This window comes from Stenotrophomonas sp. HMWF003, from assembly GCF_003061285.1.
In the GTDB taxonomy this organism is placed as follows: Bacteria; Pseudomonadota; Gammaproteobacteria; order Xanthomonadales; family Xanthomonadaceae; genus Stenotrophomonas; species Stenotrophomonas maltophilia_AP.
Map to the genome: position 1 here is coordinate 1 of NZ_QAIW01000232.1, position 19,292 is coordinate 19,292.

The 19,292-nt window shown below is 67.9% G+C and carries 13 protein-coding genes; 10 read left to right on the top strand and 3 right to left on the bottom strand.

The features are described from left to right. Positions 1-1,290: M20 family metallopeptidase (locus tag DBR34_RS09480; protein ID WP_128096599.1), on the bottom strand; the 1,290-nt coding region annotated here is incomplete at its 3' end. Between the two features lie 226 nt (positions 1,291-1,516). On the opposite strand from DBR34_RS09480, the gene DBR34_RS09485 reads away from it, so the two are divergent. From DBR34_RS09485 to DBR34_RS09530, 10 genes are all read left to right on the top strand, one after another. Continuing rightward, on the top strand, positions 1,517-2,764 hold the full coding sequence (locus DBR34_RS09485) for an efflux RND transporter periplasmic adaptor subunit (protein WP_128096600.1): 1,248 nt from the start codon (positions 1,517-1,519) through the stop codon (positions 2,762-2,764). A gap of 88 nt (positions 2,765-2,852) precedes the next feature. Then, positions 2,853-6,083 (top strand): efflux RND transporter permease subunit, encoded by a 3,231-nt coding sequence (locus DBR34_RS09490; protein ID WP_128096601.1) that lies wholly within the window; start codon positions 2,853-2,855, stop codon positions 6,081-6,083. A 34-nt stretch (positions 6,084-6,117) separates the two neighbouring features. Then, positions 6,118-9,243, top strand: a complete 3,126-nt coding sequence (locus tag DBR34_RS09495; RefSeq protein WP_128096602.1) for an efflux RND transporter permease subunit — start codon at positions 6,118-6,120, stop codon at positions 9,241-9,243. A gap of 226 nt (positions 9,244-9,469) precedes the next feature. After that, a complete protein-coding gene (locus tag DBR34_RS09500; protein WP_128096603.1) occupies positions 9,470-11,539 on the top strand; it encodes a TonB-dependent receptor in 2,070 nt (689 codons plus the stop codon). A gap of 268 nt (positions 11,540-11,807) precedes the next feature. Next, positions 11,808-13,985, top strand: coding sequence for a YccS family putative transporter (gene yccS / locus DBR34_RS09505; protein ID WP_128096604.1), 2,178 nt, complete (start codon positions 11,808-11,810; stop codon positions 13,983-13,985). A gap of 152 nt (positions 13,986-14,137) precedes the next feature. Continuing rightward, positions 14,138-16,027 carry an MFS transporter gene (locus tag DBR34_RS09510; RefSeq protein WP_128096605.1) on the top strand — a complete coding sequence of 630 codons (1,890 nt, stop codon included), beginning with the start codon at positions 14,138-14,140 and terminating at the stop codon, positions 16,025-16,027. A gap of 213 nt (positions 16,028-16,240) precedes the next feature. Continuing rightward, entirely contained in the window at positions 16,241-16,519 is a 279-nt protein-coding gene (locus DBR34_RS09515) for a CD225/dispanin family protein (RefSeq protein ID WP_038685807.1), read from the top strand. Between the two features lie 61 nt (positions 16,520-16,580). Next, on the top strand, positions 16,581-17,006 hold the full coding sequence (locus DBR34_RS09520) for a DUF2752 domain-containing protein (RefSeq protein ID WP_128096606.1): 426 nt from the start codon (positions 16,581-16,583) through the stop codon (positions 17,004-17,006). A gap of 70 nt (positions 17,007-17,076) precedes the next feature. Next, entirely contained in the window at positions 17,077-17,436 is a 360-nt protein-coding gene (locus tag DBR34_RS09525) for a CD225/dispanin family protein (RefSeq protein WP_128096607.1), read from the top strand. Next, positions 17,436-17,855, top strand: a complete 420-nt coding sequence (locus DBR34_RS09530) for a DUF2752 domain-containing protein (RefSeq protein WP_128096608.1) — start codon at positions 17,436-17,438, stop codon at positions 17,853-17,855. The genes DBR34_RS09525 and DBR34_RS09530 overlap by 1 nt, the downstream gene beginning before the upstream one ends. A 37-nt stretch (positions 17,856-17,892) precedes the next feature. On the opposite strand, the gene ampE is transcribed toward DBR34_RS09530, so the two are convergent. Together ampE and DBR34_RS22505 are read right to left on the bottom strand one after the other, a co-directional pair. Continuing rightward, positions 17,893-18,786 (bottom strand): regulatory signaling modulator protein AmpE, encoded by an 894-nt coding sequence (gene ampE / locus DBR34_RS09535; RefSeq protein WP_128096609.1) that lies wholly within the window; start codon positions 18,784-18,786, stop codon positions 17,893-17,895. Between the two features lie 114 nt (positions 18,787-18,900). Then, positions 18,901-19,292, bottom strand: a 392-nt coding sequence (locus DBR34_RS22505; protein ID WP_258223785.1) for an NAD(+) diphosphatase, incomplete at its 5' end; no start/stop codon positions are given.

Here is a 19,292-nt window from a genome sequence, read left to right on the forward strand (position 1 = left end):
ATCCAGACTCACCTGCAGCAACGCCCGCAAGCCCACATCCAGCGCCTTCTCATCCAGCAGGAACTTCGGCGAATGGTTCGCCGGCGCCGTCGCCGGATCGATCCCCTCGCTCGTCGACCCCACGAAGAAGAACAGCCCCGGCACCTCCTTGGCGTACAGCGAAAAATCCTCCGCCCCCATCTGAAGCGGCGGCTCGTACACATTGTCCTTGCCCACCACCGCCTGCAGACTCGGCAACATCCGCGCCGTCAGCGCCGGATCGTTCACCGTCGCCGGATTGCCCTCGGACTCGTAGATCTCCGTCACCGCCTTCGCCCCATGCGCCGCCGCCGTATGCTCGGCCACGTTGCGCAGGTCCGCGAAAATCTGCTGCCGCATCCCCTCGTCGAACGTCCGGATCGTCCCCACCATCTCCACCTCGTCGGGAATGATGTTGTAGCGGATACCGCCCTTGATCGCCCCGAACGTCAGCACCGCCGGCTGCTTGGACAGATTCGCCCGCCGGCTCACGATCGTCTGCGCCGTCCCCACCAGGTCGGCCGTCGCCACGATCGGGTCCACCCCGTTCCACGGCGCCGACCCGTGCGTCTGCCGCCCGATCACCTTGATCCCGAACCGGTCCGACGCCGCCATCAACGGCCCCTCGCGCACCGCGATCTGCCCCGCCGGCACGCTCGAAAACACATGCAGCCCGAACACCGCCTCCGGCTTGAAATCGGCAAACAACCCCTCCTTCAGCATCAACGCCGCACCACCCTCTTCCGGCGGCGGCGCCCCTTCCTCGGAGGGCTGGAAGATCAGCATCACCTCGCCCGGCAGGTTCGCCTGCATCTTCACCAGCGCGTCGGCCACCCCCAGCAGCGTCGCCGTATGCGCATCATGCCCACAGGCATGCATCACCCCCACCGGCTCGCCGCGGTAGGTACTGGTCGCCTTGGAGGCGAACGGCAGCCCCGTCTGCTCGGTCACCGGCAGCGCGTCCATGTCCGCGCGCAGCGCGATCCGCGGACCCGGCTTGCCGCCCTTGATGATCGCCACCACGCCATGGTGGGCGATCCCGGTTTTCGGCTTCAGCCCCATCGCGCGCAACTGCTCGGCCACCTTCGCCGACGTCCGCTCCTCGCGGTTGGACAGCTCCGGGTGCTGGTGGAAATCGCGCCGCCAGTCGACCACCTTGGCCTTCAGCCGGGTGGCCGCCGCCGTCACTTCCGGGCGCTCGGCGGGGGTGGCCGCGGCCAGCGCGGGGCAGGCAAGCAGCAGGGCGGACAACAGCAGCGACAGACGGGGCATTGCACATCTCCACGGACGAACAGGACGGTCGAACCTGAATGTAGGGCATCGGCGCACTTGCTGCTGTAACTTTCTGCCCCCGCAGGCGTTCATTCATGGAACCCGGCCGGTCACATCCGGTCTGACCGCCCGTCCCATCCGTCATGCATGAAAGCTCCCGGGCGACGGGTATGCTTTGCACCAGCCATTTGGGCCCTGCCCTCCGCCAGCCTCAGGAGTTAGTTGAATGTCGCGTTTCTGGAAGATCGTGGTGCTGGTGGTCGCAGTGCTGGTGGTGGGCTTCATCGGGATGCGCATGCTCGGCGGTGGCAAGAAGGGCGACGCGGGCACCACCGCCGCCAGTGCCGGCAAGGAAGGCCAGGAGCGCAACGCCGGCCCGGTCCCGGTGACCGTGGTCGATGCCGCCCGCCAGGACGTGCCGGTCTACGCCAGCGCGCTGGGCACCGTGGCGGCGATGAACACCGTCACCGTCAGCCCCCAGGTCGGCGGCCAGCTGATCAGCATCAACTTCAAGGAAGGCCAGGAAGTCCAGAAGGGCGACGTGCTGGCCCAGATCGACCCGCGCACCCTGCAGGCCAGCTTCGATGAAGCCGCCGCCGCCAAGCGCCAGAACCAGGCGCAGCTGGCCACCGCACGCTCCAACTACCAGCGCTCCAATTCCCCGGAATACCGCCAGTACGTGGCCAAGACCGACCTGGACACCCAGCGCAACCAGGTGGCCCAGTTTGAAAGCGCGGTCGCCGCCAACGAAGCCAGCATGCGCGCCGCCCAGGTGCAGCTGCAGTACACCAAGGTCACCGCCCCGATCTCCGGCATTGCCGGCATCCGCGCGGTGGACGCCGGCAACATCGTCAGCGCCGGCACCGCGCTGGTCACCCTGACCCAGATCCACCCCATCCACGTGGTCTTCAACCTGCCCGAGCGCCAGCTGCCCGACGTGCGCCAGGCCCAGAAGGCCGGCCCGGTGACCATCGCCGCGCTCGACCGCAACGACTCCCACGTGCTCACCGACGGCGGCACCCTGGACGTGGTCGACAACCAGATCAGCAGCGACAGCGGCACCTTCCGCGCCCGTGCACTGTTCAACAACACCGACAACAGCCTGTGGCCGGGCCAGTTCGTCAACGTGCGCATGCAGCTGCGCACCATCGCCGGTGGCGTGGTGATCCCCACCCAGGCCGTGATGCGCGGCCCGGACGGCGAGTACGTCTACATCGTCAAGCCCGACAGCACCGTGGCCATGCAGACGGTCAAGAGCGGCGTGGAAGTGGGCGACAGCAACGTGCAGATCACCGAGGGACTGAAGGGCGGCGAACGCGTGGTCAGCGAAGGCCAGTTCCGGCTCAAGCCGGGCAGCAGGGTCACCGCGCTCAAGCCGGGTGAAACCCCGGCACCACCGACCGACGCCGAGCTCAAGGCCGCGGCCCAGCAGGACAAGGGCGGTGGTGGCCGCCGCGGTGGCGGTCCGCGCTGAGCGCGCCCGCCTGACGTTCCCGACGCCGGCCGGGTGGCCGGCGTCTGCCCGCTTCAACGCCGCATGACGTAACAGCAAGGATCCGCCCGTGGGCTTTTCGACGATCTTCATCCGCCGCCCGATCGCCACCTCGCTGTTGATGGCGGGCCTGCTGCTGCTCGGCATCCTCGGCTACCGCCAGCTGCCGGTGTCGGCGCTGCCGGAGATCGACGCGCCCAGCCTGGTGGTGACCACCCAGTACCCGGGTGCGAATGCCACCACCATGGCCTCGCTGGTGACCACCCCGCTGGAGCGCCAGTTCGGGCAGATCTCCGGGCTGGAGATCATGACCTCCGATTCGTCGGCCGGCCTGTCCACGATCATCCTGCAGTTCTCGATGGACCGCGATATCGACATCGCCGCCCAGGACGTGCAGGCCGCCATCCGCCAGGCCACGCTGCCCTCCTCGCTGCCCTACCAGCCGGTCTACAACCGGGTGAACCCGGCCGACGCGGCCATCGTCACCCTCAAGCTCACCTCCGACACGCGCCCGCTGCGCGAGGTCAACAACTACGCCGACTCCATCCTGGCCCAGCGCCTGTCGCAGGTGCAGGGCGTGGGCCTGGTCTCCATCGCCGGCAACGTGCGCCCGGCCGTGCGCATCCAGGTCAACCCGGCGCAGCTCTCCAACATGGGCCTGACCCTGGAAGAACTGCGCAGCGCGCTGACCCAGGCCAACGTCAACGCGCCCAAGGGCTCGCTCAACGGCAAGACCCAGTCCTATTCGATCGGCACCAACGACCAGCTGACCAGCGCCGCCGAGTACCGCGACACCATCATCAGCTACAAGAACGGCCGCCCGGTGCGGCTGTCGGACGTGGCCAACGTGGTCGATGGCGTGGAGAACGACCAGCTGGCCGCCTGGGCCGATGGCAAGCCGGCAGTGCTGCTGGAAGTGCGCCGCCAGCCGGGCGCCAACATCGTGCAGACCGTCGAGCGCATCCGCGCCTTGATCCCGCAGCTGCAGAACGTGCTGCCGGCCGACGTGCACCTGGAGATTTTCTCCGACCGTACCGAGACCATCCGCGCCTCGGTGCATGAAGTGCAGTTCACCCTGATCCTCACCATCTGCCTGGTGGTGGCGGTGATCTTCGTGTTCCTGCGCCGGCTGTGGGCCACCATCATTCCCTCGGTGGCGGTGCCGCTGTCGCTGGCCGGCACGTTCGGGGTGATGGCCTTTGCCGGCATGTCGCTGGACAACCTGTCGCTGATGGCGCTGGTGGTGGCCACCGGCTTCGTGGTCGACGACGCGATCGTGATGATCGAGAACATCGTGCGCTACATCGAACAGGGCAAGAGCGGCCCGGAAGCGGCCGAGATCGGTGCGCGCCAGATCGGCTTCACCGTGCTGTCGCTGACCATCTCGCTGGTGGCCGTGTTCCTGCCGCTGCTGCTGATGCCCGGCGTGACCGGCCGCCTGTTCCACGAGTTCGCCTGGGTGCTGAGCATCGCGGTGACCTTGTCGATGCTGATCTCGCTGACGCTCACCCCGATGATGTGCGCCTACCTGCTCAAGCCCGACGCGCTGCCTGAAGGCGAAGACGCCCACGAGCGCGCGGCGGCGGCCGGCAGGGAAAACCTGTGGACGCGCACCGTGGGGGCCTACGAGCGCAGCCTGGACTGGGTGCTGGACCACCAGCGCATGACCCTGGCGGTGGCCGCCGGCGCGTTGGTACTCACCGTGCTGCTGTACGTGGTGATTCCCAAGGGCCTGCTGCCCGAGCAGGACACCGGCCTGATCACCGGCGTGGTCCAGGCCGACCAGAACATCGCCTTCCCGCAGATGGAACAGCGCACCAAGGCCGTGGCCGAGGCGCTGCGCAAGGACCCGGCGGTGACTGGCGTGTCGGCCTTCATCGGCGCCGGCAGCATGAACCCCACCCTCAACCAGGGCCAGCTGTCGATCGTGCTCAAGGAGCGCGGCGACCGCGACGGGCTGGATGAGATCCTGCCGCGCCTGCAGCAGGCCGTGGCCGGTATTCCCGGCGTGGCGTTGTACCTCAAGCCGGTGCAGGACGTCACCCTGGACACCCGCGTGGCCGCCACCGAGTACCAGTACTCGCTGTCGGACGTGGACAGCGCGCAGGTCGCGCTGCAGGCCACCCGCCTCACCGAAGCGCTGCGCCAGCGCCCGGAGCTGGCCGACGTGGACAACAACCTGTCCAACCAGGGCCGTGCGCTGGAACTGACCATCGACCGCGACAAGGCCAGCGTGCTGGGCGTGCCGATGCAGACCATCGACGACACCCTGTACGACGCGTTCGGCCAGCGCCAGATCTCCACCATCTTCACCGAGCTCAACCAGTACCGCGTGGTGCTGGAAGTGGCCCCGGAATTCCGTACCAGCACCGCGCTGATGAACCAGCTGGCGGTAGCCTCCAACGGTGCCGGCGCGCTGACCGGCAGCAATGCCACCAACTTCGGCCAGGTCAGCTCGTCCAACTCGTCCACCGCCACCGGCATCGGTGCGCAGAACACCGGCATTCCGGTGGGCGCGGGCAACATCATCCCGCTCGCGGCGCTGGCCGAGGGCAAGATCACCAGCACCCCGCTGGTGGTGAGCCACCAGCAGCAGCTGCCGGCGGTGACGGTGTCGTTCAACATCGCCCCGGGCTATTCGCTGTCCGACGCGGTCAAGGCCATCGAAGAGACCAAGGCCAGCCTGGACATGCCCTCGCAGGTGCATGCGCAGTTCATCGGCAAGGCCGCCGAATTCACCGGCAGCCAGACCGACGTGGTGTGGCTGCTGCTGGCCTCGCTGGTGCTGATCTACATCGTGCTGGGCGTGCTGTATGAAAGCTACATCCACCCCTTCACCATCATCTCCACCCTGCCCCCGGCCGGCGTGGGCGCGCTGCTGGCGCTGATGGTGTGCGGGCTGCCGCTGTCGGTGGACGGCATCGTCGGCATCGTGCTGCTGATCGGCATCGTCAAGAAGAACGGCATCATGATGGTCGACTTCGCCATCGAAGCGCGCCGCGCCGGTGCCAACGCGCATGACGCGATCCGCCGTGCCTGCCTGCTGCGCTTCCGCCCGATCATGATGACCACCGCCGCGGCCATGCTCGGCGCACTGCCGCTGGCGCTGGGCACCGGCATCGGCTCGGAGCTGCGCCGCCCGCTGGGCATTGCCATCGTCGGCGGCCTGCTGCTGTCGCAGCTGGTCACCCTGTACACCACGCCGGTGATTTACCTGTACATGGAACGCTTCTCCGAGTGGATGCGCGAGCGCCGCGAGCAGCGCGCGCTGCGCCACGCCAGCGCCCAGGACCGCGCATGAGCCGCTGCTGCCCGTGCACGCTGAAGGCGTCGGCATGAACATTTCCGGCCCCTTCATCCGCCGCCCGATCGGCACCGCGCTGCTGGCCATCGGCCTGTTCGTGGTTGGCCTGTTCTGCTACCTGAAACTGGGCGTGTCGGCGCTGCCGAACATCCAGATTCCGGTGATCTTCGTGCACGCCAGCCAGTCCGGCGCGGACGCCACCACCATGGCCTCCACGGTCACCGCACCCCTGGAACGCCACCTGGGCCAGCTGCCCGGCGTGGACCAGATGCGGTCATCCAGCTCCGAAGGCAGCTCGCTGGTCTTCATGATCTTCCAGAGCGGGGTCGACATCGATTCGGCCGCGCTGGACGTGCAGACCGCGATCAATTCGGCGCAGGCCGACCTGCCGTCCGGGCTCGGTTCGCCGATGTTCCAGAAGGCCAACCCCAACGACGACCCGGTGATCGCCATCGCGCTCACCTCGCAGACGCAGTCGGCCGACGAGCTGTACAACGTCGCCGACTCGCTGCTGGCCCAGCGCATCCGCCAGATCAGCGGGGTGTCTTCGGTGGATATCGCCGGTGCGTCCACGCCGGCGGTGCGGGTGGACGTGAACCTGCGCCTGCTCAACGCGCTCAACCTCACCCCCGATGACCTGCGCAACGCGGTACGCGCGGCCAACGTGACCTCGCCCACCGGCTTCCTCACCGACGGCAACACCACCACTGCGATCATCGCCAACGACTCGGTGGCGCGCGCGGCCGACTTCGCCAACCTGGTCATCAAGACCCAGGACGACGGCCGGGTGATCCGCCTCAAGGACGTGGCCAACGTCTACGACGGCCAGCAGGACGCCTACCAGGCCGCGTGGTTCGACCACAAACCGGCGGTGGTGATGTATGTGTTCACCCGCGCCGGCGCCAACATCGTGGAGACCGTGGACCGGGTCAAGGCGCAGATCCCGATGCTGCGCGACTACCTGCAGCCGGGCACGGTGATGACCCCGTACTTCGACCGCACCCCGACCATCCGCTCGTCGCTGCACGAAGTGCAGATCACCCTGCTGATCAGCCTGGCGATGGTGATCCTGACCATGGCGCTGTTCCTGCGCCGGTTGGCACCGACCCTGATCGCGGCGGTCACCGTGCCGTTGTCGCTGGCCGGTGCGGCGCTGGTGATGTACGTGTTCGGCTTCACCCTGAACAACCTGAGCCTGCTGGCGCTGGTGATCGCGATCGGGTTCGTGGTCGACGATGCGATCGTGGTGATCGAGAACGTCATGCGCCATCTCGACGAAGGCATGCCCCGCATGCAGGCCGCGCTGACCGGCGCGCGCGAGATCGGCTTCACCATCGTCTCGATCACCGCCTCGCTGGTCGCCGTGTTCATCCCGCTGCTGTTCGCCAGCGGCATGGTGGGTGCGTTCTTCCGCGAGTTCACCATCACCCTGGTGGCGGCGATCGTGGTGTCGATGATCGTCTCGCTCACGCTCACCCCGGCGCTGTGCAGCCGCTTCCTGAGCGCGCACGCCGAGCCGGACAAGCCCTCGCGGATCGGCCGCTTCCTGGACGCCGCGCACGACCGCATGCTGCGCGTGTACACGGTCTGCCTGGACTTCTCGCTGCGCCACGCCCTGCTGCTGTCGCTCACCCCGATCCTGCTGATCGTGGCCACGGTGATGCTGGGCGGGGCGGTCAAGAAGGGCTCGTTCCCGGCCCAGGACACCGGCCTGATCTGGGGCCGCGCCAACTCCAGCGCCACGGTGTCCTTCGAGGACATGGTCAACCGCCAGCGCCGCATTACCGACATGCTGATGGCCGACCCGGCGGTGAAGACCGTGGGCGTGCGCCTGGGAAGTGGCCGCCAAGGCTCCAGCGCGCAGTTCAACGTGCAGCTGAAGACCCGCAAGGAAGGCCGCAAGGAAACCACCGCGCTGGCGCTGGCACGGCTGAGCGCCAAGGCCGACCGCTACCCCGACCTGCAGCTGCGCCTGCGCGCGATCCAGGATCTGCCCAGCGACGGCGGCGGTGGCAACAGCCAGGGCGCGCAGTATCGCGTGTCGCTGCAGGGCAACGACCTGGCCCAGCTGCAGGAATGGCTGCCCAAGGTGCAGGCCGCGCTGAAGAAGAACCCGAAACTGCGCGACGTGGGCACCGACGTGGACACCGCCGGGCTGCGCCAGAACGTGGTGATCGACCGTGCCAAGGCCGCGCGCCTGGGCGTGTCGGTGGGTGCGATCGACGGCGCGCTGTACGGCGCGTTCGGCCAGCGCCAGATCTCCACCATCTACTCGGACATCAACCAGTACAGCGTGGTGGTCAACGCATTGCCCGAACAGACCGCCACCCCGCGTGCGCTGGATGAGATCTACGTGCGTGCCGGCAACGGCGAGATGATCCCGCTGACCGCGGTGGCGCATCAGGTGCCCGGGCTGGCACCGCCGCAGATCACCCATGAAAACCAGTACACCACGATGGACCTGAGCTACAACCTGGCCCCGGGCGTGAGCACCGGCGAAGGCGAAGCGATCATCAAGTCCACCGTGGACGGCCTGCGCCTGCCCGGCGACATCCGCATCAGCGATGGCGGCGGCTTCAACGTGCAGCTCAACCCGAACTCGATGCTGATCCTGGTGCTGGCCGCCATCATCACCGTGTACCTGGTGCTGGGCATGCTGTACGAAAGCCTGGTACACCCGGTAACGATCCTGTCCACGCTGCCGGCCGCGGGCGTGGGCGCGCTGCTGGCGTTGTTCGTGACCAACACCGAGCTGTCGGTGATTTCGATGATCGCGCTGGTGCTGTTGATCGGCATCGTCAAGAAGAACGCGATCATGATGATCGACTTCGCGGTGGTGGCCCAGCGCGAGCACGGCAAGAGCCCGCGCGATGCGGTGCGCGAGGCCAGTATCGTGCGCTTCCGCCCGATCATGATGACCACCATGGTGGCGATCCTGGCCGCGGTACCGCTGGCCATCGGCCTGGGCGAAGGCTCCGAACTGCGCCGCCCGCTGGGCATCGCGATGATCGGCGGCCTGCTGTTCTCGCAGAGCCTGACCCTGCTGAGCACGCCGGCGCTGTACGTGATCTTCTCGTGCCTGCGCGAGCGCTGGGTCAACCGTCGTGCGCGCCGCCGCGAACGGCGCGCATTGAAGCGCAGCGCCCTCGCCCGGTAGGTGCCGACCGAGGGTCGGTACCCCCGGCCGGTACACCCGGTCGGTACGCCACGGTTTGACGCCACGCAACAAAACGCGAACAATTCGCATCCAGCCACGGTCCTGCATCGCCTTCGCGGTGCCCCCGCTGCCGGTTCCCGGCCAGCCTGCGCGATCCAGCCATCGACCCTCTCCCGCCATCTGTAGATTGCGGACGGCGTTGTGCTGTCCGCCAAGGAACCCATCGATGCTGTCCGCTTCCCTGCCCCGCCTGGCCACGTTGGCCGTTGCGCTGTCGCTGGCCTGCGCCGCGCATGCCCAGTCCACCCCCGATGGCACAGCGCGCGCCCGCTCGGCCACGGATCTGGACGCCATCAAGGTCACCGCCGAACGCGCCCACACCGACACCGGCGCCCTCGGCGACCGCGCCGTGCGTGACACCCCGTTCGCAATCGCCGTGGTCGGCCGCGAAGAGATCGAGAAGCGCCAGGTGGTCTCGCTCGGCGACGCGTTCCTGACCGACCCCTCCGTGGTCACCCAGGTCAGCGCGTACGCCAGCGGCTGGAGTTCGCCGATCCGCAACCGCGGCATCGACCTCAGCTACGACAGCTACCGCGTCAACGGCCTGCAGGTGTCCTCGTGGGGTACCGAATGGCCGCTGGAAGTGATGGAACAGGTGGAACTGCTCAAGGGCCCCGGTGGGTTCATGTACGGCTTCGGCCAGCCCGGCGGCATCGTCAACTACGTCACCAAAAAGCCGACCGACACCCCCACCTTCGCCGCCCAGCTCGGCTGGCGTGAACAGGGCATCGTCAGCGGCCAGGTCGATGTGGGCGGCCGTTTCGGCAATGAGCAGATGTTCGGCTACCGCTTCAATGCCTACCAGGAGAAGGGCGAAACCTTCAACGGCGGCGAGGTCAACCGCAAGGTCGGCGCCCTGTCGCTGGATGCGCGCCTGAGCGACAGCCTCACCTGGACCTTCGACGGCGTGTTCCAGTCGCGCGATCTCAGCAACGAGTCGCCGCAGTACTACTTCATCGGCCTCACCGAGCTGCCGCGCCCGCTGGCCGGCGACATCGACAACAGCATCGACGGCAGTTACTACGACACCCGCTCCAGCCTGCTCTCCACCGCGCTGAACTGGCAGATCAGCAGCGACTGGAAGGCCAGCCTGAGCTACGGCGTGACCACCTCCTGGAACGACGTCAACAAGGTGTTCGCCTACATCGACAACGTCAACGGCGACTACAACATCAACACTTACGAGCTGGGCGGCAAGAGCGAGTGGAAGCTGGCCCAGGCCATCGTGCAGGGTCGCTTCGACACCGGTCCGCTGTCGCACCAGGTGGTGGCCGGCGTTTCGCACCAGACCGGCCTGGGCTGGGACCGTCCGTACGAATGGACCACCATCGGCCGCGGCAACATCTACCAGCGCCCGGTGCTGCGCCACGATGCCGTGGGCTCACGCGTGCTCAGCCGCGGCAGCGAGACCGTGCAGCAGGCCGTGTTCGTCAGTGACACCGTCAGCTTCGCCGAGGGCTGGTCGCTGCTGGCCGGCGCGCGCTACAACGATTTCGAGAACAAGGGCGCCTACCACACCTACCCGGTCACCCCCACCTACGCCCTGATGTACAAGCCGGCCGACGCCGTCACCCTGTACGCCAGCTACGTGGAATCGCTGGAAGCGGGCAGCCGCGTCGGCAGCGACTACATCAACGCCGGCACCGTGCTCGACCCGACCATCAGCAAGCAATACGAGATCGGCGCCAAGATCGAGTACCCGCGCTGGAATGCCAACGCCGCCGCCTTCCGCCTGGAGCGCGGTGCCAACATCGACCGCCTTACCAGCGCCGGCAAGCTGCTCGTGCAGGACGGCATCACCCTGTACGAAGGCGTCGAACTCAGCGGCGACATCCGCCTGACCGACGCGCTCACTGTCGGCGGCGGCGTCACCTGGCTCGACCCCACCTACGACAAGCTGTCCCCCGACAGCGCCGCCCAGCAGGGCAACCGCACCGCCGGCGCCGCCCGCTGGCAGGGCGTGCTGCACGCCGACTACAGCATCCCGCAGGTGGACGGCCTGAGCGTCTACGCGCTGGCCCGCTACTACGGCGATGTCTATTACGACGCCGACAACACCCTCAAGCTGCCCGACTACACCCTGGTCAACGCCGGCGTCGGCTACCGCATGCAGCTCGACGGTCACCCGGTCACCTGGCGCGCCGGCGTGGAGAACCTGGCGAACAAAAAATACTGGTCCAACGCCGGCGTCGGCCTGCCGCGCACCTTCGCGGTGAGCGTGCGCTTCGACATGTAATGCGACCGGCCGGTCATCCAACTGCTGGCCGGCTCCCCCGCAGACCGCGTAGTGCCGGCCGCTGGCCGGCCCCTCCACGCAGCGCGTAGTGCCGGCCGCTGGCCGGCTCCTCGCACCTCCGTCCGGGCGTACGGGGAGCCGGCCAGCGGCCGGCACTACCCGGGCATCGCGTCGCCGCGCCGTACTGCGCGTCGAGGATGGATCGCCTTCAGGCTGTCCCCTTCACCCCACACCCGCAATAATGGGCTGCCCCGCACCCCGAGCCCGCATGTCCGCCCGAGAATCCCGCCTGAGCCGCCTGTGGGCGCATGAAAAGGCCAGCTACGGCCTGCGGGTACTCATTGCGCTCTCGGTGGCCATGGGCCTGTGCTGGCACCTGGACCAGCTGCCCGCGCTGCCCGGCGTGTTCCTCGGCATCATCGCCAGCGCCATCGCCGAAACCGACGACAACTGGTGGGGCCGGACCAAATCGGTCGCCCTCTCCCTGCTTTGCTTCGTCATCGCCGCCGCCGCGGTGGTCCAACTGTTCGCCTGGCCCTGGCTGTTCATCGCCGCCCTGGCCGTGTCCACCTTCGGCCTCACCCTGCTCGGTGCACTCGGCGAACGCTACGCGTCCATCGCCCAGGCCACCGTCACCCTGGCCATCTACACCATGATCGGCCTGGAACAGCACGGCGCCAGCGACCGCGCTCAGGCCATCAGCGCGGTCAGCCACCTGCTCGCCGGCGCGCTCTGGTACGGCCTGCTCTCGATCCTGTGGACCGCGCTGTTCGCCAACCGTCCGGTGCGCGAACGCGTCGCCCGCCTGTACCTGGAACTGGGCCGCTACCTGCAGCTCAAGGCCGACCTGTTCGAACCCATCCGCGATGCCGACGTACAGAAGCGCCAGCTGGCCCTGGCCGAACAGAACCGCCGCGTGGTCGAGGCGCTGAACATCGCCAAGGTCGCCATCCTGGCCCGCTTCGGTCGCTCCGGCCGGCCCGGCGTGCAGTCCGGCCTGTACCTGCGCCTGTACTACATGGCCCAGGATTTCCACGAACGCGCCAGCTCCTCGCACTATCCGTACGGCGCGCTCACCGAAGCGTTCTTCCACAGCGACGTCCTGTACCGTTGCCAGCGCCTGCTCGCCCTGCAGGGCGAGGCGTGCGCCAACCTCGGTCTGGCCATCCGCCTGCGCCGCCCGTTCCAGTACGGCGAGCGCACCAAGCAGGCCACCGCCGACCTCACCGATTCGCTCACCTGGCTGCGTGCCCAGCACAACCCGCAGTGGCAGCGCCTGCTGTCCTCGCTGGAGCTGCTCGGCCACAACCTGCAGAGCATCGAGCGGCGCCTGTCGGAGGCCGAAAAATCCGACGCCACCCTGGACAACGTCGACACCCGCCTGCGCGACACCAACCCGCATACCCTGCGCGAAATGTTCGTGCGCATCCGCCAGCAGCTCACCCCCGGCTCGGTGCTGTTCCGCCACGGCCTGCGCATGGCGCTGGCCCTGATCGTCGGCTTTGCGGTGATCCGCCTGGTCAACGCCCAGAACGGCTCGTGGGTGCTGCTCACCATCGTGTTCGTATGCCGCCCGCATTTCGGCGCCACCCGGCAACGGCTGGCCCAGCGCATCGCCGGCACCCTAATCGGGCTGGTGCTGACCTGGGCGCTGATGCAGCTGTTCCAGGACCTGCGCATCGAACTGCTGATCGCCCTGCTCTCGGCGCTGCTGTTCTTCTTCACCCGCAGCGACCGCTACCTGGTGGCATCGGCGGCGATCACGGTAATGGCGCTGACCTGCTTCAACCTGATCGGCGACGGCTTCCTGCTGATCTGGCCGCGCCTGGTCGACACCCTGCTCGGCTGCGCGATCGCCGCCGCGGCCGCGTTCCTGATCCTGCCCGACTGGCAGGGCCGCCGCTTGAACCTGGTCATGGCCCGCGTGCTGGCCAACTGCGCGCGCTATCTGGATGCGGTGCTGGGCCAGTACGGCAGCGGCATGCAGGACGACCTGGCGTACCGCATCGCCCGCCGCGACATGCACAACGCCGACGCGGCGCTGTCCACCGCGCTGTCGAACATGCTGCGCGAGCCGGGCCACGTGCGCCGCAACCTGGACGCCGGGTTCCGCTTCCTGGCGCTCTCCAACACCCTGCTGGGGCATCTGTCGGCGCTCGGCGCGCACCGCGCGCAGCTGGACAGCTACGCGCAGGATGCCCAGGCGCTGGCCGGCGGCGAGCGGGTGGAACAGGCCATGCAGCAGATCGCCGCGGCGCTGGAGCAGCGCCAACCGGTGGAGGAGGCCGATAACGACGGCGACCGCGCCCTGGCCGAGCAGCTGGAACAGATCACCGACGACATGCCGCCCAAGCTGCAGCTGATCCGCACCCAGATGGGCCTGATGCTGCGCCTGCTGCCCAAGCTGCGCGGCGCCGCCAACGAGGCCGCGCGCACCCTGCGGTGAGGGGGCTGTTCGGGTAGCGGGGCAGAGCCCCGCGGTACGACGCCGTACGGCGTCTCCCGTAGCGCCGGGCGCTGCCCGGCAGCCGGTGATGGGCGCAACGCCGGGGGCCGCCCGACCGCATGCTAGGCTGCGCCGGTTCGCAAGGAGTTTCCATGTCCGGCCACAGCCAGTTCGCCCTGCTCAAACAGCGTCGCTTCCTGCCGTTCTTCATCGTCCAGTCGCTTGGTGCGTTCAACGACAACGTGTACCGGCAGGCCATCATCGGCCTGCTGTTCTACCTCGGCGTCAGCCAGGAAGAGCAGTCGCTGTACACCACGCTGGCACCGGCCATCTTCATCCTGCCCTACTTCCTGTTCTCGGCCCTTGCCGGGCAGATCGCCGAAAAACTGGAAAAATCGCGGCTGATCGTGATCACCACCACCATGGAGATCGCGATCATGTCGCTGGCTGCGGTGGGCTTCCTTACCCAGAGCATGCCGGTGCTGCTGGTGGCCCTGTTCTGCACCGGCCTGCAGTCCACCCTGTTCGGCCCGGTGAAGTATTCGGTGCTGCCCTCGGTGCTGCGCCCGGAGGAACTCACCGGCGGCAACGGCCTGGTCGAGATGGGCACCTCGATGTCGATCCTGACCGGCATGATCAGCGGCGGCATCATCTTCACCCTGGCCGGCAGCTTCGGCCCGGTGGTCGCAGCCACTGCGGTGATTGCCCTGGCCATCTTCGGCAACATCACCGCGCGCATGATCCCGAAGGTGGATGCGGGCGCGCCGGACCTGAAGATCAACTGGAACCCGATTCCCGAATCACTGGCCGTACTGCGCCTGGCCAAGAAACAGAAGGCGGTGCGCAACGCCATCCTGGGCGTGTCCTGGTTCTGGTTCGTGGGCACCATGCTGACCTCGCAGCTGCCCACCTACGCGGTGGTCAACCTGGGCGGCGAACCCACCCTGTACATCTTCGCGCTGGCGCTGTTCTCGGTCGGCACCGGCGTGGGCTCTCTGCTCTGCGAAAAACTGTCCGGGCGCACCGTGGAAATCGGCCTGGTGCCGCTGGGCGCGTTCGGCATGACCGCCTTCATGCTGGACCTGTACTTTGCCCGCGCCGGCACGGCCACCGCCGCCGGCCTGGGCGTGGCTGCCTTCGTTGCCCAGCCCGGCAGCCTCCGCATCATCATCGACCTGATCGGCATCGGCCTGTTCACCGGCTTCTTCGTGGTGCCCCTGTTCGCGCTGATCCAGAGCCGCACGCCGAAGTCGGAGATGTCGCGCGTGTTCGCCGCGCTCAACATCCAGAACTCGGGCTTCATCGTGGGCGCGGCGATGATCGCGCTGGCCACGCAGAAGTTCCTGCACTGGACCATCCCGCAGCTGTTCCTGGCCCTGGCCATCGCCAATGCCGTGGTGTCGATCTACATCTTCACCATCGTTCCCGAATTCCTGATGCGCTTCCTCAGCTGGGTGATGGTGCGCGGCCTGTACCGGCTGCGCCTGCACGGCATCGAAGCCAACGTACCCGACGAAGGCGCCGCGCTGATCGTGTGCAATCACGTCAGCTACATGGACGCACTGATCCTGTCGGCGACCATCCCGCGCCCGGTGCGCTTTGTCATGTACTACAAGATCTTCAACATCCCGGTGATGCGCTGGATCTTCCGTACCGCCAAGGCCATTCCCATCGCCGGCGCGCGCGAAGACCCCGCGCTGATGCAGGCGGCCTTCGACGAAGTGGACAAGGCGCTGGCCGACGGCGAGCTGGTGTGCATCTTCCCCGAAGGCGCGCTCACCCGCGACGGCGAGATGGGCGCGTTCAAGTCCGGCGTGGAGAAGATCCTCGAACGGCGCCCGGTGCCGGTGGTGCCGATGGCGCTGCGCGGCATGTGGGCCAGCATGTGGAGCCGGCGCGACACCCGGCTGGGCCGCATGCGCGTGCCGCGCCGTTTCCGCGCGCATGTCGAGGTGGCCGCCGCGCCGGCGCTTGCCGGCCGGGAAGCCACTGCCGACATCCTGGAGCAGCAGGTACGGCAGCTTCGTGGTGAAAACGGCTGAGGCCTAGTGCCGTCTGGATGTAAACGCATACATCCGGGCGTGCATCGGGTAAATTAGCGCCGGGGAAGTCCGATCCGCGCAGGCCAGCGCGGCGGCAGCCGAATATCATGCGTACCGTTTGCTGCACCGATCGATGACGTTGCCACTGTGTGTGCGTGCGTTTCACCCCGTCCCACGCCCGTCAAATCCACCCAAGAAAATGGAGCTTTTCAGATGAACACCACTGCCGCACAAATCCCGAACCACCTGGTCTGGGCCATCCTGGCCACCCTGTTCTGCTGCCTGCCGGGCGGTATCGTGTCGATCGTCTACGCCGCCCAGGTCAACGGCAAGATTGCCGCAGGTGACCTTGCCGGTGCGCGCGACTCGTCGGACAAGGCGAAGAAGTGGGCCATGTGGTCGGCCATTGCCGGCGTCATCGTTGCCGTGCTGTACGTCGTGCTGGTGATGGCGATGGGCGGCCTGGGCGCGCTGAGCAACAGCGGCTACTGATCAGCACCGGGACGGCCTGGCCGGTGACCCTGCATGGGTTCACCGGCCGGGCCGTTCGCGCATCATGGCCCTGACTTCCCGAACCACGCTTGCCCGCTGGGCACCCACGGCCCTGGTGGCCGGCCTGGGTGCAGGCGCCGTCGTGGTGTTGCGCAACGTCAGCCCCTACGGCGCCAACAGTCCGCTGCCTGGCTGCCCGCTGTACGCACTGACCGGCCTGTACTGCCCAGGCTGCGGCAGCACGCGCTGCCTGTACTCGCTGGTGCATTTCGATTGGCAAGGCGCCTTCGCGATGAACCCGCTGCTGGTGGTGTCGCTGCCGTTCCTGCTGTTGATGCTGCTGCACGGTGCCGGGATTCGCCCGCGCGTGCTTGAACCGCTGATGTGCGTGCTGGCCAGCCCGATGTTCTGGCTGGTGCTGCTGGTGGGATATGCGGTGCTTCGCAACCTGCCGTGGATGCCATTTGCCTGGCTTGCGCCGGGCTGAGCCTGCGCTCACCCGCGCCTACGCGCGCCGTACGGCACACGCCCCCTTTCATGACCCTGGAGCTTGCCCAATGAATGCCACTACGCCGTTGCCGCCCGCGTCGGGCACCGTACCCAACCACCTGATCTGGTCGATCGTGGTCACCATCGTGTCGTTCTTCCTGTGCTGCGTGTCATGCCTGAGTTTCCCGGCGATCGCCACCGGCATCGTCGCCATCGTGTTCGCCAGCAAGGTCAACACGCTGCTCAACCAGGGCGACCTGGTGGCCGCACGCCAGGCCTCGAAGAACGCGAAGATCTGGGCCTGGGTCACCACCGGCATCCTGATCGCCGCCACCGTGTTCTCGGTGCTGTGGTTGGTGCTGGCCGGCACCGACGGCTACATGGAGCAGATCCAGGAACTGCAGCGCCAGCTCGAAAACAGCCGTTGATGGTACGGCTGCGCGACCGGCGCTGGCTGCTGGCCGCACTGCCGCCGGCGGCCCTCGTTGCCGGGGCGGGGATCTGGGCGCTGCGCCATTTCGATCCCAATGCGGCCAACAGCCCGTTTCCGCCGTGCAGTTTCCTGGCCGTCACCGGTTACTACTGCATCGGGTGCGGGCTGACCCGGGCGCTGCATGCGCTGGTCCATGGCGATGTGCTGACCGCGCTGTCGATGAACCCGCTGGCGGTGGCGATGCTGGCCGTCGCGCCGCTGGTAGTGGGGTGGGCGCTGGGGTGGCGCCCGCGCGGGCTGCAGCCGTTGATCACGCTGTTGATGAAGCCTGCGTTCTGGCTGACGCTGCTGCCGCTGTACTGGGTGGCGCGCAACCTGCCGTGGCCGCCGTTCGCCTGGCTTGCGCCGGGGTAGGTTGCTTGATGCCGGATAGAACCCGGCATTACGTGGGTCAGGTTACCCAGCCGGCGATGACCAGCAATGCCAGCGCGGCCATCCACAGCAGCAGCATCCGCCACACCAGGCTCATCGCATCGCGCAGCTCGGGCAGGCGCCGCCACACCGGCACCATCCCGGCATCGCTGTAGTCATGCGCTTCTTCGCGCAGTTCGGCGCTCACGCTGGCCCGCGCCACCGCACCCAGGAACACCGTCGAGGTCGCCCACTGGTTGCCGTGTGCCTGCCGCCACGCCTTGTAGGCGGTGTCGAAGTTGCCCACCAGGGCCATCGACAGCGACATCAGCTGGGCCACCGGCCATTCCAGCCAGCCCAGCACTACGCGTGCACCCGCCGCGCTGTCGAGCGTGGCCAGCGACCGCATCGGGCCGACCGCCAGCAAGGCCAGCAACCGGTACGCCACGGCGCCCACCGGGCCCAGCAGCAGGAACCAGAACAGCACCGCGAACCAGCGCCGCAAGCCGTTGAGCACGGTGGCCTCGACCAGCGACGACACGTCCTCGTGCAGGCTGCCGCCGGTCGATTGCAGCTGCGCGATCGCGGCGTGCCGGGTGGGGGCGTCATCGGCGTCGATCACCGCTTCCACGTCGCGGTCCAGATCGCGCGGGCCCCAGCAGATCACCAGGGTGGCCACGCCCAGCAGCAGTGACGGCAGACCGAACAAGCGGCCGTGCAACGCCCACTGCAGCAGCACCACGCCCAGCACCCACGGCAGCAGCGCCAGCACCCAGCCCTGGCGGCTGCGCCAGAATCCGTTTTCCGCCGCATGCGCATCCAGCCATTGCAGCCAGCGCCGGTAGAACCCGAAACCGCGCAGCGCCACGGCCGCAGCGGGTGCGACATGGCCCAGGGCCAGGGCGACCAGCACGGCAACCAGGGTGGTGAACATGTATGCCTCCGGCGCGGATCGTGGCCGCTACTATGCCTTGCGACCCGGCAATTCCCCGGGCCGTTGGTAATGTACGCTGCTGCGTGTTCAGCCAGCGGCAACGCAGGCCGGAACTCAGCCCACCTGCTGGCGGTACCAGTGCTCGATCAGGCTGCGCGAGATCGAAATCGGCGGCGACAGGCGGATGCCCTCGCCGTCGTCTTCAACATCCCGGGCCAGCGCCGCCCCCACTTCCTCGGCAGTGAACCAGCGTGCATCTTCCAGCTCGCCGTCCACGGTGGGCACGTCGTCTTCGGCCGTGGCCGCAAAGCCCAGCATCAACGCGCCCGGGAACGGCCAGGGCTGGGTGCCCAGGTACTGGCAGTGGCGCACGCGCACCTTGCTCTCTTCGAACACTTCACGCACCACGGTCTGCTCGAGCGATTCGCCCGGCTCGACAAACCCGGCCAGCACCGAATAGCGGCGCGGTGCCCAGTTGGCCTGCCGCCCGAGCAGCAACCGCCCGT